Origin of the sequence: Vibrio furnissii CIP 102972 (assembly GCF_000176175.1) — a bacterium.
Lineage (GTDB): Bacteria > Pseudomonadota > Gammaproteobacteria > Enterobacterales > Vibrionaceae > Vibrio > Vibrio furnissii.
In genome coordinates this window covers 1,045,550-1,067,982 of sequence record NZ_ACZP01000014.1, presented here as the reverse complement: position 1 = coordinate 1,067,982, position 22,433 = coordinate 1,045,550, and the positions used below count along the sequence as shown (strand labels likewise).

The following is a 22,433-nucleotide window of genomic DNA, read 5'->3' as shown; positions in this document are numbered from 1 at the left end:
GTGAAACAAATAATGCAAACAAGACCGATAAGCTAGATATGAAACCAAATTAGCACGAAATAAGTCGGACTATCTGCATTTGTCAATCGGTGAAAATACCGGCCTCCACCCCATGTATTGACTGGTTTATCACCAAATTAAAGCAAAAAATTTGGTCATTATTTTTCCTAGCAGAATAACCAGTTAGCCATTACAATCCGGCCACATAAAAATAACAAACTCCCCCTATGCCAAACGCAGTCCAAACTGCGGGCAAAACCGCTGTTGTTCATCTCCCTACCGATGGACAAAAAAGCTCAACGAAACGTGAAAGGTCCCGAGTAAAAATGAGTCCAGAGAAACATCTCCTAGAATGGCAAACAAGCCAAACGATTGCTGAATCCATGTCTCCCCTCATCGGTCAGCTTTATCGTCAAAAAGGGGTGGAAGTGATCCTGTTCGGTAAAACACTGATCAACGCTGACACCATCGACATCATCAAAACTCATCGTATTGCTCGCCGTTACACCGGCTCCCCGCTTTCCCTCGAACAAACCATGCCGATCGTGCAACAACTTGCTGAGATGAACCTGTCGCCATGTCGTGTTGATATCGGTCAAATGGCACACCAATTCTGGCAATCGCATGATGACGAGCACGGTCTGAAAGATTTTCTCGCCACGGCGCTGCAAGGCGCACTCAATGGCGATGTCATGAATGAGCCAAAAGATGTGGTTCTGTACGGTTTCGGCCGCATCGGTCGTCTGTTGGCGCGTTTGCTGATCGAAAAAAGCGGTCCGGGTTACCCACTGCGCCTACGTGCGATTGTGGTTCGCGGTGGTAAGAAAGGTGACCTCGAAAAACGCGCTAGCCTGCTGCGTCGTGACTCTGTACACGGTCAGTTTAATGGCAGCATCATCATCGATGAAGAACGTAAAGCGCTGATTGCAAACGGTAACTACATTCAGTTCATCTACGCAAACTCACCAGCAGACGTCGACTACACCGCGTACGGCATCCATAATGCCTTGGTTGTCGATAACACTGGCGTTTGGCGTGATTCTGAAGGCTTGGGCCAACACCTGGGTTCGCAAGGCGCGGCAAAAGTACTGTTGACGGCGCCAGGCAAAGGCGACATCAAAAACGTGGTGTTTGGTGTGAATGAGTCGGTCATTCAGCCAGAAGACACCATCATTTCTGCCGCCAGCTGTACCACCAACGCGATTACGCCAGTGCTAAAAGCAATGCACGACAAATACGGCGTGGTCTCCGGCCACATCGAAACCGTTCACTCGTTCACCAACGACCAGAACCTGATCGACAACTTCCATAGCGGCGATCGCCGTGGCCGTTCAGCGTCTCTGAACATGGTATTGACGTCCACCGGTGCGGCAAAAGCGGTTGCCAAAGCGCTGCCTGAACTTGCTGGCAAACTGACTGGTAACTCGATTCGCGTTCCGACACCCAACGTTTCCATGGCGGTGGCGAACCTGAACCTTGAAAAAGAGACCGATAAAGAAGAATTGAACGCTTACCTGCGTGAGATGGCGCTGAACTCAAAACTGGCCGCGCAAATCGACTATACCGAATCCACTGAAATTGTCTCGACCGATCTGGTTGGCTCTCGCCACGCCGGCGTAGTCGATGGCGCAGCCACCATCGCGCAAGGCAATCGCTGCGTCCTGTACGTTTGGTACGACAACGAATTTGGCTACAGCTGCCAAGTGGTTCACTGTATGGAACAGATGATGGGCGTACGCTACAAAACGTACCCAGCGGCTTAATCACCGCAAGACAAACATATTCAACTCCACAACATAATAACAACCAATCCTGAAGAAGGCGGCTCACGACAGATACCTCGCGTGACACACGCCTTCTGACGGCATACACACCCCCGTGCTTGCCGCCCTAACCTGATGTGGGCGGCCCTTTTTCTCTCCCTTGCGACTCTCTGCCTCTGGATACACAATAAATTCGTGTTGAATCTTATTCATACGCGTCAAATTTAGGTACACTGAACACCACTGTTCTAATCCCCTAGATTGACCACAATCTGGCTCGACTCCTCAAGCCTCGGGTTAGGATATACAATCATAACGAAGCCCTCGTTCGGAACGCCTCATTCGGCAGTCGCGCAAAGGTGGTGACCCATCATCCAACCGGCCTGACCCGCTGCCCTTGTATTGCCTGTAGGTATGAGGCCCGCGCGACGGACAAATACTGAAGTTAACAAAGGGATCTCCCCTGTTATGTCAAACGCCTTGTCACATTTTGCTCAGCGCTTTAAACAAGCGCCCAAACCGATACGCTACGGCACCTATGCGGTGTCTGCGTATGCCGTTTACGCCGTCACCTTAGGTTTAATCACCCCTGCCGTGCTCAAAGCGAAAGCGCCTGAAATCATCACGCAACAAACCGGTCGTAGCGTGGTGTTGCAGCAGGTCAGCATCAACCCATTCTTATTGCGCGCTCGCATCGATGGGTTTGCCATTCAAGAAGCAGATGAGCAGAGCGCTTTCACGCAATTTGATCGTCTGGAGCTCGAATTTAGCTTCTGGAAAAGCTTGTTCACATTCACGCCAACCGTTGATCACGTCACCTTGACCGGGCCGAAAATCGCACTGCAACGTTTGAGCGCAGGAGAACACGCGCGATTCAACTTCAGCGATATCCTTGATACCGTCGAGGCCAACGCGGCGCAAAACCCACCGAAAGACGAAGCCGACACTCACGATGCTGGCATTCCTGCGTTTCGCATCGGCAGCATTGAAATTGCACAAGGCCAATTTCATTTCAAAGACGATGTGACGGGTGCAGCACTCAATTACGACGGCCTGAATCTGAACCTGTCACAATTTGACAGCCAAGCATACAGCCTCGCATTGCCGCAAAATGCACAAGATAAGAATCTGCAACTCGCCTCAGCGGCCAACCATTACAACTTCATGATTCGAGGCGTGGATAACAGCCAGTTCACCCTCAAAGGCCAGTTCCAATTGGCACCATTGAAAGTTGAAGGTGACGTGGCATTGCAAGGTTTAACACTACCGCCCTTCTGGCCATTTACCGCCGATCAAATGCAAGCGTCCGTGACCGACGGGGCGATTGGCTTCGCCGCTCATTATCAGCTGGATCGCGAAACCGACGCGCTGCGTTATCAAGTGAGCAACGGTCAATTTAACCTTGATCATCTCACCATCAGCGATGGGCAAACACCGAAGGTGAAACTGCCGTCATTGGCCGTGCATGGCATTGGGGTGAGCAGCGAAACCCAAACCGTAGACATTGCCGATGTGCAGATCAACGGACTGTGGGTCGATGCTGCAATGGATCGCCAAGGGTTGGATCTACAAACGCTGTTTCAACCGAAACAAGCGGCAAGCACTAAAACTTCTGACGCAGCAACGCAACCTAAGTCTGACACGGAGACCACGGCTCGCACCGATGACTCTGCAAACGGCACCGCGAATGGTACTGATGACAACGCGAATAGCACTGATGGCACCGCGCCAAGTTGGTTGGTGCGCCTCAACCAATTTGCGATGACCGACACCGACATCAACGTGAAAGAAAGCGTTCAAAGTAGCGGCGTCTTCTGGCGCGTGTTCCCGCTGTCGATCAAAACTGGTCCGGTGGTCAGCGATCTCAACACGCCCATTGATTACGATGTGTCACTGGCCGTCAGTTCGAGCACGCGCGCGCAACCAGAGACTCCGCGCGGCGAAATCAAAACCTCAGGCAGCGTCGATGCCAAAGCGCTCAGCGCCCAGGGTCAACTGGCGATCGCCGATCTCGACCTCACACAATTGCAGCCTTACCTCAAGCCGTATGTGAACCTCACGCTAGCCAAAGGCAAGTTCTCGACCCAAGGCAAGTATGCTGGTGACGCCAACGGTCAAGCGAGCTACCAAGGCGCAGCGGCGATCAACACCCTGCTGATCCGCGACACGGTACAAAACCAACCGCTGGTCAAATGGCAGGCGATGAACATCGATGCACTCAACTTCGATGCCAAGAAAAATACGCTCAAAATCAACACCATCACATTCAATGCGCCTTATGCGAAAGTGATGATTGCCAAAGATAAGCGCACCAACATTGGCAACCTTGTGGTAGAAAACAAAGCGCCCGCAGCGAAGTCGGCCCCACAAGCCAAATCGGTGGCGGTGAAGACGAAAACCAGCCCAGCCGACCAGAAACCGCTGGCGATTGATATTGCCGCCGTCAAACTAGTCAACGGGTCGGCCTTCTTTGCGGATAACTCGCTGACGCCGAACTTCGCATCTGGCATTGAATCGCTGCAAGGCTCAGTCCGTCACTTGTCGTCCACACCGGGCACCAAAGCGCAAGTGGACATCAAAGGTAAAATCGACAAATACGCGCCTGTGACGCTGAAAGGTGAAATTAACCCACTGATTGAAAAACCGTATCTGGACTTGGATTTGGTCTTCAAGAGCGTAGAGCTGACCTCCGTGAACCCATATTCCGGCACGTATGCGGGCTACTACATCGACAAAGGTCAGTTATCTCTCGCATTGAACTACAAGCTGGACAACAACCAACTGGAAGGCAACAACCATTTGGTGATCGACCAGCTCAAACTGGGTAAACCTAGTGAATCCGATCTGGCCACCAGCCTGCCGCTGACCCTTGCAATCGCCATTTTGCAAGACAAAGACGGCGTGATTGACTTGGGCGTACAAGTGTCTGGCGATGTCGAAGACCCAAGCTTCAGCTTCGGCAGCGTGATTCTAAAAGCACTAAGCAACATCATCGTCAAAGCGGTGACTGCGCCGTTCTCACTGCTGGCGAACTTGGTGGGCTCGGACGAAGAACTCAACCACATTGCGTTTGCATTTGGTGACAATGAACTGTCCAAAGAAGAGCAAGAACGCTTGCTGAAACTGGCGCAAGCGCTGGATTCACGCCCGCAACTGAAACTGAGCATTGCGGCGTCAGTGTCTGCAAACGACGACAGTACAGCGTTGGCAGAGAAACAAGTGCAGCAAGCGATGCTGGAAGAGAGTGGCCTTGAAGCCATTCCTGACAACTTCAGTGCGAGCCGCATTGCCGATTCTGAGCCGTTGGCAGACGCCGTAGAAACCTTGGCGAAAAAACAACTGGATCTCAGCATTCGCCAAGAGCGAAACAAAGTGGAGCAACAGTTGATCGAACGCGCAGAAGGCAAAGAGGTCACGGATGAACAAATCCAAACCACCTTGCTGCTGGGCCTCTACAACCAACTGGTCAATGCGACCACCATCACACCAGAGCAGTTGGGCAACCTTGCTGAAGCGCGTGCCAAAGCGGTGAAAACCTATCTGGTAGATGAAGCACACATCGCGCCTGAGCGTGTGTTCCTGCTTGACAGCAAAACGCAGCTCAAAACAGAAAGCAGCGGTGTAGACCTCACGGTCGATGCTCAATAACCCCGGTAAAACCTGACAAAACGCCCCGAACATTCGGGGCGTTTTTATTATTAGTTTTTGTTTATATTATTTAATAAATGAATTAAAACCTGAATGTTATAATTATTAAAATGTCAGAATAATATAAATTATATATCAGTATATCCTGATTAATTACCTCGCATACTCATCAACAGAAATAAGTAGAAACATTGACTATTTCATGGCTATCGACGATGATGTTCGTTCGTTTAACGGATTAAAAATACCTAATATGGCAAATAGTTACTGGTCAAACCATCCGTCACACAAACATACTCGCCATGGCAACGAGGCTGAGTTGGAATTCGATACTGTATGCAATTAATTCGAACAAAACTGAGTTGTTTCCTAAAACGATTGGACCGCCAATCTTTAATACATCAGGTTATTTTGCTCGGGATTGCTTTATTGGCTTACGCTTTATTTTGCGCCTTATACAGCCATCAACGATTTGACCGATTAGGTAAAGAATCCATCCAATTTATTGAACAGGCACTGCAACACACGCGTCAGCAAACAGAACCGTTAATCACGCTGGTGCAACATGAACGACCGTGTTCAGAGGTCGCAGGTCATCTGCGACAAAGCGTGTTCCAATCGGACTACGCCAAAGAGATCGGTATTTTTAACCATTCACCGATGATTTACTGCACCAGCACGCAAGGCTATTCCGCCGTCAACATCTATCCGTCTATTTTTGAGCGAGTCCTGCACTCCCCTTCACACGAAACACTGGCGTACACCAAAACCGCGATCACCAAAACGTATTCGCTGATCTATATTTTCGCTAACAGCGATTTAAAAGGTATCAGTATGTTGATACCGCCTCGGTATCTCACACGTATTGTGAGTGATGTGATTGATGAAGATCTGCTGCCATTTGAAATTAAAGTTTATGAAAACAAAATTTTAAATAAAGAAATCAAAGAGATAATAAATACACTGCAGTTTAAATCTTCGGTATTTCCTTTGGTCCTTGAATTTTATATTACGCCGAAAACCTACCTGCATTTTATTATCAGTGAAGCGTGGATATTACTGTGTATCTACTTTGTGATGTTGTCTGCATATCTGTACAAGCGCAAAAAAGTACTGCAAAAACAAAGCCTAGAAAGTTCTATTTTGCATGCACTGCGTGAACGCCAATTTGATGTCTATTTTCAGCCGATCGTCAAAGCCTCCACTCAACACGTGATTGGCTGTGAAGCCTTGCTGCGCTGGAACCACCCGACGCAGGGGCAAATTCCGCCTACCATATTCATCCCTCTTGCCGAGCGGTTGGGTTTTATTGAACAACTGACAGATTTTGTCATCGACCGCGCGTTGGCACTGGTCGACAACAACGCCGAACTGATGCAAGGCAAGTACATTGGCGTCAACATTGATCGCAGCTTAATGTGCAATGAAGCGTTCACCTATCGCATGGTAGAGCGCGTGAATGCAAACCCAAGCTTTGCGGAATACATCGCGTTTGAAATTACAGAAAATGGCGATTTCAGCGAACAGGAACTCAAAATCGTTGAACGTAATTTTCAGCGTTTGACTCAGTCTGGCATTCGCTTGTTGGTGGATGATTTTGGCACGGGGTATTCCGGGCTTAATTTCGTGCGTCAGTTCCATTTCGACACATTAAAAATCGACCGCGTGTTTGTGAAGAATTTAGGCCACGAGCTGCATCTCAACAACTTGTTGGTGTCGATGCTGCAACTCGCGCAAAGCTTGAATATGCAGGTGATTGTGGAAGGGGTGGAAACACAGGAACAGCTCGATATTTTGCGCGAGCTGGGCGTAGACTACATTCAAGGCTATTTTTACGCAAAACCGCTGCCGGTGTGCGCGTTTATCACCTTTTTGAATCAACACACGCAGTGCGATGAAGGCCAGCTGTCACTGGCCCTCCAATAGTTCAGCGATTGATGGCGTCACTGCGCCGCATTGAGTTGACGCGACTTGAGTAGGCGTGACTTGAGTTGACACAACATTGATTAGTTGAGCGCAACATCGACGTCCGATTCGATCACTGTGGAGCAGGCCAACACGTATCCCTGCGCAATCTCGTCGGCCGTTAAGGTGTCCTGACTGTGGGTACGAACCGTTCCCGACGTCACGCGGCATTTGCACGATCCGCAGATGCCACTACGACACGCGGCGATAATCGGCAGTTGACCCGTTTCCAAAGCCTCGAGCAATAAGCTTTCACTGGGCGCGTCGATTGTCGCGTCAAACGCTGCCACGCGTACACGCACCGACGAATTGCCCCTCGGCACCGGCTCGGTCACCGCTGAAGTCAAGCTCTCGTGGTAAACTGGCGTAAAGCTCTCTTGGTAGAAATGCTGCATGTCAAACTCAAGCGCCTGTAAGTAACGCTCGACATCCTGCATAAAGCCCACTGGCCCGCACAAATAAACCGTGCGCTGATGCAGGTCGGGAATCAAATGTTGCAGCCCCACTTGATCCAAACGCCCCTGCGGATGTTCGGTGCCGCTGGCATCTTTGAGCAATAATTTGAGATGAAACTGCGGATAAGCCGCGGCCAGTTGTTGCAATTCGCGCGCATAAATCGTTTCCGAGAGGCTGCGCGCCACATGCAGAAAATCAATCGCCACGTTGCCCTGCGCAAGCCACGTTCGCGCCATCGACATCACGGGCGTAATGCCACACCCAGCGCTGATCAACACCACCTTCTCGCGCGGTGGGCAATCGACCGTGTTGAATTGCCCCTGCGGCTTCATCACGCGAATCACATCCCCCGCTTTGAGGGATTCCACCACATGGGTCGACACTTGACCGCCCGCCACGCGTTTGACGGTAAATTGCAATACCGACTGCATTGGCATCGAGCTGATGGAATAGGCGCGAAACACCGTTTGACCGGCAATCTCAAACCCCAAACTGGCAAATTGACCCGGCTTGAAATCAAATGCCACCGTATCGGGTGAGGCCAGCTCAAAGCTGACACAGTCTGGCGTTTCTATCCATTTACGCGCACACACCAATTCGAGAATCTCCTGTTCTGCCCAAGCAGACATAATGCTCTCCTCTTGTTGTCAGGCCCTGCACGCAGGGCCTGATTGTGATTACGCGGCGAGAATGGTCGCCAGATCGTTTTCGACTGTGGTGATGCTGCGCATATCAAACTGCGCTTGTAGCACCGCCATCAGGTTCGGCGTCAGGAACGCTGGCGCCGTTGGGCCGGTATAAATGCCTTTCACGCCCAGTGCCAACAAGGTCAGCAAAATCACAATCGCTTTTTGTTCAAACCAAGACAGCACCAACGTCAGCGGCAAGTCATTCACGCCGCAGTCAAATTCGTTTGCCAGCGCCAATGCCAACTGAATGGCCGAATACGCATCGTTGCATTGACCGACATCGAGCAAACGTGGAATGCCGTTGATGTCGCCAAATTCATTTTTGTTGAAACGGAACTTGCCGCATGCCAGCGTGAGAATCACGCTGTCTTGTGGGGCTTGTGCGGTAAAGTCGGTGTAGTAGCTGCGCTCTGCTTTGTCGCCGTCACACCCGCCGACTAGGAAGAAGTGTTTGATGTTGCCCTGTTTCACTTGATCAACCACCGCAGGTGCTGCCGCCATCAATGCGTTGCGACCAAAACCAACGGTAATGTAGTGCTCAATTTCGTCATATTGGAAACCCGGTTGCGCCAGCGCACACGCGATCACGGCGCTGAAGTCGTCCCCTTCCACATGCGCCACGCCCGGCCAGCCCACGATGCTGCGGGTAAACAGGCGATCCGCGTACTGACCGACATTCGGGTTCAGCAGGCAGTTTGACGTCATCACAATCGCACCCGGGAAGTTAGCAAACTCTTTTTGTTGGTTCTGCCATGCGCTGCCGTAGTTCCCCACCAAGTGCGGGTATTTGTTCAATTCTGGATAACCGTGAGCAGGCAGCATTTCACCATTGGTGTAAACATTGATGCCTTTACCAGCGGTTTGTTGCAGGATTTTTTCTAGATCGTGCAAATCGTGGCCAGACACCAAAATACATTTGCCTTTGACCGGTTTCACGTTCACTTGGTTGGGCGCTGGGTGACCAAAGGTTTCAGTTTCGCCCTTATCCAACATTTCCATGATGCGGTAGTTCATCATGCCGATCTGCATCGCAGTTTTCAGCAGCGCGTCGATGTCGGTTGGATCCGTACCCAACCACGCCATGATCTGGTGATATTCCGCGTACACTGCATCGTCGGTTTGGCTCAGCACGCGCGCATGTTCCATATAAGCCGCAGCGCCTTTGAGGCCATATAAACACAGCAAACGCAGGCCAATGATGTCTTCGTGCAGGCTCTCTTTGCCACGGTTCACCGCTGCCGTCGGTGCAAATGCCAGCAGCGCCGCTTTGTCCTGTGGCAGCTCAAACTCAGCCGCCGCTGACAATGTTGGAATCTCAAAGCCGGTCAGCGTCGCCGCTGCACGGACCTGTTGTTCCAATTGACGTTTGTATTGATGAGATAACTGAGCAAATTCAATAATGCGGTCAGGGTCGAAGTTGACGTTGGTCAACGTCGCGAAGAAGGCTTTCGGCGCCCACTGGTCGATCGCGTCGATCGTCACACCGCATGCGCGGCCCAGATTGGCCCAAAATGAGACACCCTGTAATGAATACACCAGCACGTCTTGCAGGTCTGAGACTTCTGCTGTTTTGCCACACATGCCTTGGGCATAGGCACAACCTTTCACAGCAGGGGTAGATAGGGTTTGCTCGCATTGAATACAGAACATATTGAAGCTCCAGAGTGATGAGGGCGAGTTTATCTCGCTTATTTATGCTTTCCGCAGCTCTTATGGCATATTGCGTGCCAATTTTTATCTATATGATTTATATGACATTTATCATATTCATTACATTTTACAAGGTCATTTCGACCACGTAAAAATCAGGCAAAAACACTCAAACAAGTCATTATGACTCGAACCCTATTCTGAATATCTTGATGATCTTGTTCATGTTTGATTCATCTTGACCCGGTTAGAGTAACCACTCATGACACAGAGGAGCAGAACATGTATCGATTTCTAGTCACCACACTGGCTCTGATCACCGGATTCTTCGCTTTGATGTTTAGCCTGTTACTGGCGATTCCCTTGGCTATCGCCGCCGTCATCACAGGAAAACGTCTGGAAAAGCAACTGAAACGTCGCCCGTTTTATCAGGCGCAGGGTAACCCAGGCCATGTCATTGATGGCGAGTTTGAAGACGTATCCGGCGGCCATCACCGATCATCGTAATCACAGACACAACAAAGCCGCTGGCATCACATGCTCAGCGGCTTTTTCTTTGGGATTACTTATTTTTTGGAACAATTTTTTCTTTGGGAAAAACGGGGGTCGTGCCGAGACAAGGCAGCCCAACCCCAAGGCAATTACACCGTCATCACCACACGCACAGCCAGTGCAATCAAAACCACGCCGGAGATGCGGTCGATCACCACCGCTTTCGCGCGCAACTTGTTCAGCAGTTTGGGGCTCGACAGCACGAACGTAATCAAGGTGTACCAAAGGCCATCAACGATCCACGGCGTCATCACGATCGCCGCTTTACTGCCCACTCCGCTGCCAACAGCGACGTACTGACTGAACAGCGCGATGAAGAACAATGCGATTTTTGGGCTAAGCAGTGAAATCATCAGGCCTTCTTGCGCCGATTGCCACACCGTCACCCGCTCGCCCGATTCCAATTTCGCTGCCACGCCGCCTTTCGAACGCAGGGCGTTTAATCCCAAATACGCCAGATAAAATGCGCCCGCGTAACTCACGGTCTTAAACACCAATGGCGATTGATGCAACACCACCGCCAAACCAATTAAGGTGATAAACGCATAGAAACCAATCCCGCACGCATGCGCCCACGCCGCTGCGAGGCCATTTTTTCGGCCGCCCGCCAGCGTATGTTTGGCAACAGTTGCCAAGCTTGGGCCCGGTGACATCGCACCTAAAATCGAGATAGTAAGAAGGGAAAGCCAAACCGTGAATGTCATAGAAACTCCTTAGTGAAGTCACGACATTAACAAGCCTTGCGTATTAATTGAAATCAACAATTCTCATGAAAGCTATGATTTGTAATCATACCCAATCGAATAAGATGTTTCGGTCATGATGGCATGGACTAACGTTCGCGCCCACTGATGGGAAGCTTGATTGTCGTATTTGGCATGCCACAACAACCAATACTTGTGCAGTGGCGTCGTCACGGGCAAGCGTTTGTACACCACGTCATAATGGTGTTGAAGGTTGTTGGCAATGTGCTCCGGCACCACCATCAAATGCTGACTAAGACACAAGGAGCGAAACGCCGCGGAGAAAAACGGGACTTTCAAGGCGACTCGGCGTCGCTCGCCTAATTTGGCCAACGCTTCATCAATGTAGGTGTCTTTATCGCCGCCGCCAATCACTTTGATGTGCGCGTAATCGAGCAAATCGTCGACCGTGAGCGTGGCTTGCGCGGCCAACGGATGCTGATTGTGCATCGCCACCACCGGATAATCGGCGCCAATCAGCAACGACGACACGCCGACTGGTGGCTCTGGCGACATGGTAGAGGCCAGTTGAATGTCGGATTCTGCCATCTGCGGCAGCAAATCGGGCTGCCAAAGAGAGTATTTGACCGACACCTGCGGCGATTGCACTGCCATCGCTTCAACAATCTCTGGCAAGATAAATTGCGCCACGTAGTCACTCGACGCCAACACAAACTCCCCTTTCCATTGCGCAGGCTCAAATTCAGCCTCCACCATCAACTCATCGAGTTCGAGAAACCAATGCTCGAGTTTGGCTTGAAGCTGTAACGCTTTCGGTGTCGGGATCAACTGATTGCCATCACGCACCAACAGCGGATCGGCAAACAGCTCGCGCAACTGACTGAGCTGACGACTCACCGCAGACTGCGTGATGTTGAGTTTATGGGCGGCTTGGCTGACATGACACTCATCCAGCAGAACTTTGAGCGAGCGCAGCAGATTAAGGTTGATGTGATTCATACGTCACTCACTTGTCGGTTGGTTGGTTGGTAAGACATCGTTGCGCCATCGCCTGCTCACCTTGTTCCACAGTCGGTTGTGCGTTCATTCACACCTGCTTTTTGGTATTGAAAAACTCTTTGAGTACCGCGTGCGTCATCAAATTCCGCAGTTGCGGGTTGAGCTGCAATTCATCGCGAATCGCATTGAGCTCTGCCATGCTCTCCACTTCCACATACAGCATCAAATCGGTTTCCCCGCTGATGGCATGGCACCATTTGATCCCCGGCAGTTGATACAATTTTTCGGCGTACCGCTCACACGAATGCAAACTGGCCGAGGTATCAAACTTCAGCGCGAAGTAAGCGCACACATTGTTATTTGTTTCGGGCTGCGCAACTTGAGCGTGGTAGCCCAAAATGACTTTATCCTGTTCGAGTTTCTTGATTCGGGCCGTAATGGCGGAACGGGAAAGACTCACTTCACGTGCGATGTCACTCACGGACATTCGCGCATCACGCCGAAGTAAGTTGATGATCTGGTTGTCAAATTTATCCATTTTTATAATTTCCACACAAATAGGTTTTTCGTCGCACAGTCACGGTGAAAAACCACCAACTTATCCTGTTGATTCCTCGCTAATTTGACATAAATTTCCCAGTGAGACTACTTGTTCTCACACTTTCCGCATACTTTAACCGTCAAAATGACGGTAAAGCCAAGAAAATGCGTCAATTTGACGTGAAAGCCAGCCACTTTGGCAGATGCATAAACAACAACTTAAGCGTATCCTTTTCCCCATAAGCCCTATGTTGGTGCAATGCCAAATGGACAGGGAATCATAATAAAGATCAGGGAACGAGAACGTGCAGCAACTCAGACAAGACATCACTCTTTTGTCCGGTATCGGGCAGCTTTCAACAACATTAATGGGTACGGGCTTATTCATGATTCCTGCCATTGCGGCAGGGATTGCGGGTGAGTTCTCGTTGTGGGCGTGGTTGATTTTGTTTGTCGCCATCTGCCCGATCGCCCTGACCTTTGCCGCCTTGGGTAAACGTTACCCAAACGCCGGTGGCACGGCCTATTTCGTCCGACAAGCGTTTAACGCCCGCTTAGAGCGCGCGGTCGCTTGGCTTTTTGTTAGCGTCATTCCTGTAGGCGTTCCCGCAGCAATTGCTTTGGCTGCCGGGTTTTTACAGCAACTGTTACCCGCTCCGATTGACCACCCTTTATTGGCACAAGCGCTGACCATCGCGCTGCTGATTGGTGTCAATTTGGCGGGTACCAAATCCTCCGGCCGTCTGCAAACGGTCATCGCGTTGAGCATCTTTGTGCTGATCGCTTCTTTCTTTGTGGTCGGTGATGTCAGCAGTGACGATCTGAAGATGCCACCGTTAACCCAAGCATCGATGTGGCCTATCGGCGCCGCGCTGGGGGTCATGTTCTGGTGTTTTGTCGGCATTGAAGCTTTCGCGCACATGGGGGAAGAGTTTAAGAATCCGCAACGCGATTTTCCGATTGCGATTCTGGTGGGCTGTTTTGTCGCCGGTGCAACCTATTGGGTCTGCTCGGTGGTAATCCTGAAATTTGGCGCCTACGGCAGCCCCCAATTTGATAGCGCATCGATTCCATGGCTGAGCGATCAACTGTTCGGCGCCAACGCTGCCATTTTGATCAGCCTAGTGGGTTTTTTCGCCTGCTTTGCGAGTGTGAACCTCTACACGCAAAGCCTGTCGCGCATGGTGTGGACGCAAGCGCGTGAATACCGTCCAAACAGTGCTGTGGCGAAATTGTCACGCCGCGGCGTGCCCGCGCACGCCACGTGGATCGTCGGCCTCATTTTGTTGGTCTCTTGTGTCGTCGCCCAGTGGTCTGGATTGAATCTGGAATTCTTCCTGAAACTGGCCAACAGCATTTTTGTGTTGGTTTACCTGTTGGCGATGTTCGCCGCCTACAAACTGCTGCACGGTTTTGCCAAAGTACTGGCCGCCATCGCGCTGCTGCTGTGTACCGGTGTATTTATCTGTTTGGGTTGGTCAATGTTTTATGCGCTCGGCATCTTCGCGCTGCTCGCCGTGCCTTGGAAAAAATCGGCGCGCACGCCGCACCCAACCTCGAAATAAGCCAACCTCATTCAACGTAAAAAGGCGGGTCTCCCCGCCTTTTTTGATCGCGCCAGAAGCGTCTGTTACGACGCCTTGCTCACTTCAAATCGCCCAACCAGTTGGTCGAGTCGCTGCAATGAGTTTTGCATCAACGTGGTACGCCGCGCCAACTGGGATGAGGCTTCCTGCAATTTCACCACGGTATGCTGCGCCGAATCGGCGGTTTGGCGATGCTCTTCACTGTTGCGCGCAATGCCTTGAATCAAGGTAAACAACCCCGTGACGGATGAACGCAGTTGCTCACTCCGCGCGGAATCATCGACGATTTGGGTGCTATTTTCGACGTTGGTGATGCCTTCTTGCATGTAACGCACCGCCAACTCCGATTGGCTGTGCAGCGCTTTCATCAAGTCGCCAATGTTGTTGGCCGCCTGTGAGGTTTTATTCGCCAACACGCGGACTTCATCGGCCACCACCGAAAACCCGCGACCGTGCTCCCCCGCGCGCGCCGCTTCGATGGCCGCATTGAGCGCCAACAGGTTGGTTTGGGCGGTAATTTCAGTAATCAACGCGACAATGCCGCCGATTTTCTGCATTTCGCTGTTCACTTCGTTCACCGTTTGCGCCGACGACTGCACAATGGTTTTGATGTCGTGTGCGCTTTCCGCGGCCTTTTGATAATCCAACTGCGCCGCTTCGACCGTTTCCTGCATCAACACATTCATTTCATTGGCCGTGTCGTTGGCATTGTTGATCTCCTGGCTTTGAATCCCAGCCAGAGACAGCATGTCGGTGATCGAGGTCGCGGTGGTGTCACTGGTCGACAGCAACAATTGACTGCGACGAAACATCGACTCTGATACGCTTTGCACTTCGCGGCTGGCAAACACCAACTCTTTGATGATGCCTTCAAGGCTGTCGATAAAACTGTTGGTCCAGCGCCCCAAATCGCCTGTTTCATCGGCTTTGAACCGACTGGCATCCAATCGCCGAGTCAAGTTGCCATCCCCTTCCGCCAGAACCTGCATCACTTGCGTCATACTTTCAAGGTGCTTGGCCATCGGCCGCGAGGTAAAACCATGGAACAGCCCGACCGCCAGCGCGCCCATCAGCAGCGACAAGAGCAGCAACTGCCACTCTTGTAGCGGATACACGTAACTGACTAGAAAGGGCAGCAACAATGGCGCGAAGATACTCAGCGTGAACTGTTGGTCGAGTGTTTGTGCCAACGAACGATGGCGATAGACCTCTTCCAGATCCGATTCACACATCATGCCCCAGCGATCCACCGACCCCGGCATGGTAAACGTCACCCCTTTACCAATCACGGGAATGTGGCGATAGTCCGAATACCCCGGATATTCGACAAACAAGTTGCTGCCATTTTTGATCGTTTCGCGCACGCCAGGATGCAATTGGTTGGTGGCCGGATCGTTAAACACAATTTCAAATTCAGTGTGACGCTGCACTTTCACCACGCCCCAACGCGTGTTCACGCCTTCCTTGAGGTTTTCCCCATGAGAGAAACGGTTGTCTTCAAAGCGCGAACGCGACAGCGCTACGCCCTGCTGAATCGACGGGTCAAACTGCGATTGCACCATAAACAGGTAGTTATCACCCGATTCGCTGTAGATGTGCCCCGCTTCCCGTTGGATCAAGTCCCCAATCACATCATTGGGTACGCGGCCACACAAACAGCCAATCTGCACGCCATCGTTGATCAGGGGTTGGTAGAACATCAGCGTCACTTCATCATGGAACAGCGAACTCGACGGCCCGATGGCTAACGTGACATCGTCACGATAAGGCCCGTGCAAAAAAGGTTGCGTCAATCCGGTGCGTAACGCGGACATCGACACGACCGACTTTCCCTGCTGAGGCGGATAGGTGGAGTCCACAATTTTTCCTTCGGGCGAGACAATAAACAACTCAGACAAGTCGCTGCTGCGTTTGAGCAACCGATTGAGTGTATCTCGATATTCTTGAGGGGATTTGGTCGCGACATAAAGCGCGGCATCGTGTAGAAATGACCATTCATTCTCCGCCCAAGTGGTGAGAATCTGAACCCGTGTGTTGGCAATATTTTCAAAGGTTTGCTGTAGCGATCCCACGCGTTTCCGGTTCATAAAACACGCTTTGCGCATCGCCAATTTTCCGGTCTGACCCAGCCATGGAAGCCATCCTCGCTCCGCCGACGTTAACTGCATAAATCCACCATCCATGTGTATTATTATTCATTCAAACTATGCAAAGCACGTTCCAAAAATTGAGAAACAATACGCTGTGCTGAATTTCACGCCTGCGAAAAACGACTTCACTAATCCTGAAGTCGTCACTAGGACAACTCTCTTATGTTATTGAATTGTTTCATTTTAATTTGCACCAAACCAATGCATCTTATGCACAATGATGTACCAAAATGCACTATATTGGTGATACCGCCGGTTTCTTACCCACATCCACGGGCAAATCCGGCATGAAAAAGGGCTGCGATGTGCAGCCCTTAGATTTACTTTGATGCGGTGACGCGCAACCGCGGTCTCAGCCGTTTGAGATCTTGCGATGCCCTTCTTGCAGATGAACAAAGTCCACCAGATCATCCCCAGATACTTGATACGCTTGACCAAAGCCTTTCACGAACAGGCCTTTTTCTGGTTTTAGGCAGTACAGGGTGAAATCTTCGAGTTGGCTCAGGCCATCAATGATCTCACCGAAGCGATCTTTCATTTGACTAATCACCTGTTGCCACAACGCCGCATCACGAGGAACACTTTTGGCGACCGCATCAAACGTCAGACGTTTACGCGCAAAAAGTTGCTTTGCATCGCTTTCGTCTTCGATCATCATGATCGACACCTGAGGGTTGATATCCAGGTTACGGGCATGACGGGCAATGTGGGAAATCAGAATGAAGTACCCTTCCTGGTTTTGCACGAACGGGGCGTAACTGACATTCGGGCGACCGTCTGCATCGACAGTGGCCAGTTGCAGCGTGGCACGTTCCTGACGAAACGCTTGGATTTCCGGCTCCAGACGTCCTTGCAGGCGCTCCTGCTTTACTTGCTGATCCATTTACTTTCTCCTCAAACCGATCATTATTTTTGTAGTTGTTGTTGCCATGCTTTAAAGCGAGTGACTTGGTCGGATAACAGCTCGCGCTTTTCGTCACGTCCCAAATACACCTTAAAAATGTTGTCGCCCTGCGCGCTGAAAAAGCCAAAGTAGTGGCTTTCACGTCCCATAAACGGCTTGCTGACCAACGCAATGTGCGCAATGGTATCGAGCTTCAAGTGGCCGTGCAGCTGACCGTCACGCCCCATCAAATTGTAGTAGCCGCGCGCCATTTTCCCTTTTGGCAGCGGAGCTTTGACCTCAAAAATCGAACCAAACGACTGGACGATGGTGGTCACGGTGCCCCAATCGGCAATGTCGCTCAGCAGGGTTTCAGCGTCACTGCCCGCCAACACGGCGACCATCTCTGCTGGCAGCGCGTTGACCACATCAAATTCAGACACATTGAGACGTTCAGCCATCGCCGCAGGTAACAATGTAGGTTCTTGTTCAAGTAGCTGCGCCACTTGCTGTTGTAGAGATTCCATAGTTCTATCCAAGGTTATTGCACAATACGATGTTGCGCCGTGTTGGTTTGTAAAACCTGAATGCAGGCTTGCGCCAAAGTGACGGACCAAAAGCGCCCCGCCAGTGTCAGAACCAGATACGCATCGTCATTGGTGACAAGCCCGCGCTGCGCCCAATGCGCAAACAGCGGTTTGAGCCGGTCAAAACTGTCGCCGCCATCAATCTGTTGGAACGCAGAACGCGCGACCACGCCAGCATCAAACCCGGCTTTCAACGTCGCAAATACCGGTTCCAACGCATGCTGCGCGAACATCATCGCGATGGGCGTTTCGCCTCGTTTCACCGCGTCCATATACGCTGGCAGTTGGCGATGTTGCATCAGTGAATACCCACCGACATTCCCGCCCGCGCCGCAGCCAATCGGCAACACTTGCGCATAGGTTTTGGCCAGCGAGTTGTATTGGCTGCGCTCACGATTGTCACGCGCCCAATGGTTCACACTTAATGGTTTGAGGTGATGACGCGCGAAAAAGTTCACGCCCAGCTCATACATCGCCGCTTTGTCTGGCGTGGTCGCTGGCGGTGGCAAACGCCCTTTTTCCACCAAGTTCAGCATCGGTGCGGAGCCGCCCACAACCAGTTGGTACAAGTCGACACCATGCGCGCCAGTTTGCAAATAATCACGTAAATCTTGCTCGAAGACGTCCAGTGTTTGATGCGGTAAGCCGTACAGCAAATCGATCACGATGGGCGCCTGTTGCGTGGCACTGAGGTCGCTCAAACGCTGCAAGACCGTTTCTCGCTCATCCAAGCGTTTGGCACTGCGGCGTACCAAGGTATTGAAACTCTGCACGCCAAACGAAAAGCGGTTAAAGCCCCCTTCCAAAGCGTGATCAAACATTTCATCGCTAAAGCGGTTGGTGCGCCCTTCGAGGGTGATTTCACAATCGCTGCTGAGGGGAAAGTAGTGACGAATGGCTTGTCCGAGCTGACGAATTTGCGCAGGGGACAAATCCGTCGGCGTGCCGCCGCCAACGTACACGGCGTGAAACACGCCCGATTGGGTCCACGGCAACGCTGCTTTGGCGCGTAGCTCGGTCATCAAGGCGGCAAAATAGCCGTCTACCAGTTCACGACTGGCTGCATTCTGAAAAAAGTTACAGAAGGTGCAACGCACGCGACAAAACGGCACGTGAATGTACAAACAACGCTGAGTGGCGTGGGTGGTTTGATTCGCGATGCGATCCCACGTCGATTGGGCCAATGGCGGCGGTACAGGCACCACGCCGCCCCCCGCGTGTGCGGAGTGTTTGGCCTTGAATGCGAAACGCAGCGGATCTGGGGTCTCTAACCCAAGAATTGATTCATCAAAATTATTTAAATCCAACATACATTATCTCTAGCAAATGCTTGATACGACTGGTCTCGAGCATCCTTCTGTACAAAGTGACAAAATGATAGATACAGATAAATGAGAATGCAATTGATAATTGATCTTATTTGCATGTTGAGTGATAATTCTGAAACTTACTAACCCACAGGCTTTGGAGCTGAACGTGAATTTTCCAAGATATGTTGTCGCAGGCGGCGTTTCTCTTGCACTGCATGCCGCATTCATGTTGGTGGCAAACCAATCCACTGCGCTGGCGATGCCCGCTGGCAATCAGTCCACATCCGTCGCCATTAATTTCGTCGCCGCCCCGCAGCCCGCACCGCAGCAAGCGAAGGAACGTGTTGTCGAAAAAACAGTGCCAGACACAACAACGCCGCAAGCCGCACCGGAACCTGCGCCGCAATCCCCCGCCAAGGTGGTGAAACACACCGCAGTGCCCAAAGCGATACCTAAAGCGACACCCAAAGTCACGCCAAAGCGCGTTAAACCCACACCGTCGAAGCCAACGGCCGACACCGTGGCTAAATCGACCGACCCCATCGCCACACCAGCGCCCAAACCTGAACCGGTGAAGCCCAAGCCCGCCGCAAACCCCGTCGAACCGGTAGCTGCGAGCAAGCCTGCCCCCATCGTCAGCAGCCAAGGCGCCAATGCCACACCGATGATGGTCGATCGCCCGTCGTTTGTCTCTCGCCCGGTGCGTCCGAGCTATCCGCGCTTGGCGCAAAAACGGGGCATTGAGGGCGTGGCAACGTATGAAGTATGGCTCGATGAACACGGTCGCCAAATCAAACAGATTTTAATTTCGTCTTCCGGTACTGCGATGTTGGACCAATCCGCTCTGGATGCCATCAAACAGTGGAAGTTTTCTCCGCACATCATCAACGGTGAAGCGCTTGCTCACCGAGTGCAAATCCCCGTTCGTTTTAGGTTGGATGGATAATGGAACCGCTACATCAATTACAACAACAACTCGGCCTGATGACTTGGCCGCTGCTGATCTGCTCCGCGCTGACGGTCATGATTCTGGCTGAGCGCGCATTTCAGGTGATCTTGAGCTTGGGCGTCGGAAAAGGGGCGATTCGTCGTCACTTGAATGGCATTTCCCCCACCAACGCCACGCAACTTGAAGCGCTGGCCGAGGCGTTGGCAGGCAAGCGTCCATTGTTATATCGCTCCGTCGCGATGCTATTGGCGCACCATGCGTTTCCCAAAGCATTACGCGAAGATGCGGCGGGCATTTGGTTGCAAGAAAAGCGTCATCAACTCAACGCCGGATTGCGTCTGCTGACGCTCATTGGCGTCATCAGCCCGTTGATTGGTCTGCTCGGCACTGTGCTGGGCCTGATTGAAATGTTCAAAGGCGTCGCCGCTTCAAGTGGCAACATTACCCCAAATGATCTGGCCGATGGCCTTGGCATTGCGATGCGCACCACCGCGGCGGGGTTGATGATTGCGCTGCCCGCCATCGCTGGCGCGCAGTTACTGAGCTTATGGGCCGACAAAGTGATGGCCAAGCTTGAACACACGCTCAACTACGTCAATCTGTGGCTGGAAGGCATCAGCCTCAATACCCATGATGCGCGCCGCACGCAAGACAGCACCGCCACTTCACCTGAAGTGAGTACACCATGATCAAAAGCGCGCCCTACAAACGTGATTTTGGATTAACGCCGGATCTCACGCCGCTGCTCGACATCATTTTCATCGTGATGGTGTTTTTGATGCTCACCGCAGCGGTGAAGCTCGACTCGCTGGACGTGAGTTTACCCACCAGCGATTCGGCGGCAGTGACCACGGTGGCGTCGCAATCTCTCACCATCAACATCACCGCCGAAGCGCCGTATTGGGCCATCGACGGTCAGGCATATCTGGACTGGCACAACTTCACGCTCGCTTTGCTGGAAGCCCATCAACACCATCAGCGCCCGATCGTGATTGGTGCCGATAAACATGCGCAAGTCCAGCATCTGGTCAAGCTGCTGGCCTTCTTACAAGACAACGGCATTCCAGCCACACAACTCTTAACCGAAAAACCTTCAACAGAATGAGATTTGTTATGAAAACCTCTGTTCGCGCCGTGTGGCTGGCAGCCACGGCACTCACCGTCTTTTCTACTCCCACTTTAGCCGCAGAGCGCATCATCAGCGCTGGCAGCAGCGTGACCGAGCTAATTTTAGCCCTCGGCGCACAGCAGCAATTGGTCGGCATTGATGTTACCAGCGTTGCACCGCCCGCCTTGGCGCTGCCTAAAGTCGGCTATCATCGTCAGTTGTCCGCCGAAGGGCTGCTGGCGCTTGAGCCGACGCAAGTGTTAGGTTCCAACGAAATGGGCCCAGACACCACATTGAACCAACTGAAATCGGCTGGCGTTGCGGTGAAAGTCATCAACAGTGATTCAACGCCGCAGGGATTATTGCAACGTATCGACCAGATTGCCCGCCTGACGCACACCGAAGACGCAGCCGTACCGCTGAAACAACAAGTCGACGATGCCCTGCAAACGCTGCAAGCACACCAACCGGAGATAGCTGCGCGCAAAAAGGTGCTGTTTTTGCTGATCCACGAAGGACGTGCAGCCAATGTGGCCGGGCGTGACACCGTGCCGGATGCGATGATCACCCTCGCTGGCGGCGTGAATCCGGCGGCTCGTACTTTGAACGCTTACAAACCGCTGTCCATGGAAGCCATGGTTCAAATGCAACCGGATGTGATTCTGGTGAGCGGTCGCAGCTACGATAAGATGGGCGGCGCGGACGCCATTCTCAAAGCGATGCCCATGCTGGCCGCCACACCCGCGGGCCAAAGCAAACGCATCGTCACCGTCGATGGTCATGCCCTCGTGGGCGGTTTGGGGCTGAAAAGCTTGGAAGAAGCACAGCGCCTGCAAGCGTTGCTCTACCCACAAGGTTAATCAATCGTGTTAAGACAGGTTCCGCTTTATGTGA

18 protein-coding genes are annotated in these 22,433 nt (G+C 51.9%); 9 read left to right on the top strand and 9 right to left on the bottom strand.

The features are described from left to right. The first annotated feature begins 326 nt into the window (after positions 1–326). The 3 genes from VFA_RS15020 to VFA_RS15010 all read left to right on the top strand — a co-directional run bounded on the left by VFA_RS15020 (position 327) and on the right by VFA_RS15010 (position 7,337). Positions 327–1,763: a glyceraldehyde-3-phosphate dehydrogenase gene (locus tag VFA_RS15020; RefSeq protein ID WP_038151892.1), complete on the top strand. Its 1,437-nt coding sequence runs from the start codon at positions 327–329 to the stop codon at positions 1,761–1,763. Positions 1,764–2,231: 468 nt separating this feature from the next. Beyond that, entirely contained in the window at positions 2,232–5,411 is a 3,180-nt protein-coding gene (locus tag VFA_RS15015; RefSeq protein WP_004727704.1) for a DUF748 domain-containing protein, read from the top strand. Positions 5,412–5,840: 429 nt separating this feature from the next. Then, positions 5,841–7,337, top strand: a complete 1,497-nt coding sequence (locus tag VFA_RS15010; RefSeq protein ID WP_004727703.1) for an EAL domain-containing protein — start codon at positions 5,841–5,843, stop codon at positions 7,335–7,337. 80 nt (positions 7,338–7,417) lie between these two features. On the opposite strand, the gene VFA_RS15005 is transcribed toward VFA_RS15010, so the two are convergent. Both VFA_RS15005 and hcp read right to left on the bottom strand, forming a co-directional pair. Then, the gene (locus VFA_RS15005; RefSeq protein ID WP_004727702.1) at positions 7,418–8,461 is read right to left on the bottom strand and encodes an FAD-binding oxidoreductase; all 1,044 of its coding nucleotides are present in this window, start codon (positions 8,459–8,461) and stop codon (positions 7,418–7,420) included. 48 nt (positions 8,462–8,509) lie between these two features. Beyond that, a complete protein-coding gene (gene hcp / locus VFA_RS15000) occupies positions 8,510–10,171 on the bottom strand; it encodes a hydroxylamine reductase (RefSeq protein WP_004727701.1) in 1,662 nt (553 codons plus the stop codon). Positions 10,172–10,453: 282 nt separating this feature from the next. On the opposite strand from hcp, the gene VFA_RS14995 reads away from it, so the two are divergent. Further along, the gene (locus VFA_RS14995) at positions 10,454–10,678 is read left to right on the top strand and encodes a hypothetical protein (protein WP_004727700.1); all 225 of its coding nucleotides are present in this window, start codon (positions 10,454–10,456) and stop codon (positions 10,676–10,678) included. 134 nt (positions 10,679–10,812) lie between these two features. On the opposite strand, the gene VFA_RS14990 is transcribed toward VFA_RS14995, so the two are convergent. The 3 genes from VFA_RS14990 to VFA_RS14980 all read right to left on the bottom strand — a co-directional run bounded on the left by VFA_RS14990 (position 10,813) and on the right by VFA_RS14980 (position 12,964). After that, positions 10,813–11,427 carry a LysE family translocator gene (locus tag VFA_RS14990; RefSeq protein WP_004727698.1) on the bottom strand — a complete coding sequence of 205 codons (615 nt, stop codon included), beginning with the start codon at positions 11,425–11,427 and terminating at the stop codon, positions 10,813–10,815. 72 nt (positions 11,428–11,499) lie between these two features. Further along, complete coding sequence (locus tag VFA_RS14985) at positions 11,500–12,426, bottom strand: LysR family transcriptional regulator (protein WP_004727697.1); 927 nt, start codon at positions 12,424–12,426, stop codon at positions 11,500–11,502. A gap of 88 nt (positions 12,427–12,514) precedes the next feature. Continuing rightward, positions 12,515–12,964 carry an Lrp/AsnC family transcriptional regulator gene (locus VFA_RS14980; protein ID WP_004727696.1) on the bottom strand — a complete coding sequence of 150 codons (450 nt, stop codon included), beginning with the start codon at positions 12,962–12,964 and terminating at the stop codon, positions 12,515–12,517. A gap of 307 nt (positions 12,965–13,271) precedes the next feature. Here VFA_RS14980 and yjeH point away from each other — a divergent pair, with 307 nt between their 5' ends. Next, positions 13,272–14,531 carry an L-methionine/branched-chain amino acid transporter gene (yjeH, locus tag VFA_RS14975; RefSeq protein WP_038151884.1) on the top strand — a complete coding sequence of 420 codons (1,260 nt, stop codon included), beginning with the start codon at positions 13,272–13,274 and terminating at the stop codon, positions 14,529–14,531. Positions 14,532–14,596: 65 nt separating this feature from the next. Here yjeH and VFA_RS14970 read toward each other — a convergent pair whose 3' ends face one another. The 4 genes from VFA_RS14970 to hutW form a co-directional block, all read right to left on the bottom strand. Next, positions 14,597–16,720, bottom strand: coding sequence for a methyl-accepting chemotaxis protein (locus VFA_RS14970; RefSeq protein WP_038152315.1), 2,124 nt, complete (start codon positions 16,718–16,720; stop codon positions 14,597–14,599). Positions 16,721–17,054: 334 nt separating this feature from the next. After that, positions 17,055–17,585: a heme utilization protein HutZ gene (gene hutZ / locus VFA_RS14965; RefSeq protein ID WP_004727693.1), complete on the bottom strand. Its 531-nt coding sequence runs from the start codon at positions 17,583–17,585 to the stop codon at positions 17,055–17,057. 23 nt (positions 17,586–17,608) lie between these two features. After that, positions 17,609–18,112, bottom strand: coding sequence for a heme utilization cystosolic carrier protein HutX (gene hutX, locus VFA_RS14960; RefSeq protein ID WP_004727692.1), 504 nt, complete (start codon positions 18,110–18,112; stop codon positions 17,609–17,611). A gap of 14 nt (positions 18,113–18,126) precedes the next feature. Further along, positions 18,127–19,482 carry a heme anaerobic degradation radical SAM methyltransferase ChuW/HutW gene (hutW, locus tag VFA_RS14955; protein WP_004727691.1) on the bottom strand — a complete coding sequence of 452 codons (1,356 nt, stop codon included), beginning with the start codon at positions 19,480–19,482 and terminating at the stop codon, positions 18,127–18,129. Positions 19,483–19,648: 166 nt separating this feature from the next. Here hutW and VFA_RS14950 point away from each other — a divergent pair, with 166 nt between their 5' ends. Genes VFA_RS14950 through VFA_RS14935 form a run of 4 tightly spaced genes read left to right on the top strand, consistent with a single transcriptional unit; the run spans position 19,649 to position 22,399 of the window. After that, the gene (locus VFA_RS14950) at positions 19,649–20,428 is read left to right on the top strand and encodes an energy transducer TonB (protein WP_038151882.1); all 780 of its coding nucleotides are present in this window, start codon (positions 19,649–19,651) and stop codon (positions 20,426–20,428) included. Further along, the gene (locus VFA_RS14945) at positions 20,428–21,120 is read left to right on the top strand and encodes a MotA/TolQ/ExbB proton channel family protein (protein WP_004727689.1); all 693 of its coding nucleotides are present in this window, start codon (positions 20,428–20,430) and stop codon (positions 21,118–21,120) included. The genes VFA_RS14950 and VFA_RS14945 overlap by 1 nt, the downstream gene beginning before the upstream one ends. After that, complete coding sequence (locus tag VFA_RS14940; protein ID WP_004727688.1) at positions 21,117–21,536, top strand: ExbD/TolR family protein; 420 nt, start codon at positions 21,117–21,119, stop codon at positions 21,534–21,536. Before VFA_RS14945 ends, VFA_RS14940 begins: the two co-directional genes overlap by 4 nt. An 8-nt stretch (positions 21,537–21,544) precedes the next feature. Then, positions 21,545–22,399, top strand: coding sequence for a heme/hemin ABC transporter substrate-binding protein (locus tag VFA_RS14935; protein WP_004727687.1), 855 nt, complete (start codon positions 21,545–21,547; stop codon positions 22,397–22,399). The last annotated feature ends 34 nt before the right edge of the window (positions 22,400–22,433 follow it).

Coding starts and splice junctions, on each gene's coding strand:
- hutW (WP_004727691.1), bottom strand. CDS start 19,482: ATGTTGGATTTAAATAATTTTGATGAATCAATTCTTGGGTTAGAGACC.
- VFA_RS14980 (WP_004727696.1), bottom strand. CDS start 12,964: ATGGATAAATTTGACAACCAGATCATCAACTTACTTCGGCGTGATGCG.
- hutZ (WP_004727693.1), bottom strand. CDS start 17,585: ATGGATCAGCAAGTAAAGCAGGAGCGCCTGCAAGGACGTCTGGAGCCG.
- VFA_RS14995 (WP_004727700.1), top strand. CDS start 10,454: ATGTATCGATTTCTAGTCACCACACTGGCTCTGATCACCGGATTCTTC.
- VFA_RS14945 (WP_004727689.1), top strand. CDS start 20,428: ATGGAACCGCTACATCAATTACAACAACAACTCGGCCTGATGACTTGG.
- VFA_RS15015 (WP_004727704.1), top strand. CDS start 2,232: ATGTCAAACGCCTTGTCACATTTTGCTCAGCGCTTTAAACAAGCGCCC.
- VFA_RS14970 (WP_038152315.1), bottom strand. CDS start 16,720: ATGCAGTTAACGTCGGCGGAGCGAGGATGGCTTCCATGGCTGGGTCAG.
- VFA_RS15020 (WP_038151892.1), top strand. CDS start 327: ATGAGTCCAGAGAAACATCTCCTAGAATGGCAAACAAGCCAAACGATT.
- hutX (WP_004727692.1), bottom strand. CDS start 18,112: ATGGAATCTCTACAACAGCAAGTGGCGCAGCTACTTGAACAAGAACCT.
- VFA_RS15005 (WP_004727702.1), bottom strand. CDS start 8,461: ATGTCTGCTTGGGCAGAACAGGAGATTCTCGAATTGGTGTGTGCGCGT.
- VFA_RS14940 (WP_004727688.1), top strand. CDS start 21,117: ATGATCAAAAGCGCGCCCTACAAACGTGATTTTGGATTAACGCCGGAT.
- VFA_RS14935 (WP_004727687.1), top strand. CDS start 21,545: ATGAAAACCTCTGTTCGCGCCGTGTGGCTGGCAGCCACGGCACTCACC.
- VFA_RS14990 (WP_004727698.1), bottom strand. CDS start 11,427: ATGACATTCACGGTTTGGCTTTCCCTTCTTACTATCTCGATTTTAGGT.
- hcp (WP_004727701.1), bottom strand. CDS start 10,171: ATGTTCTGTATTCAATGCGAGCAAACCCTATCTACCCCTGCTGTGAAA.
- VFA_RS14985 (WP_004727697.1), bottom strand. CDS start 12,426: ATGAATCACATCAACCTTAATCTGCTGCGCTCGCTCAAAGTTCTGCTG.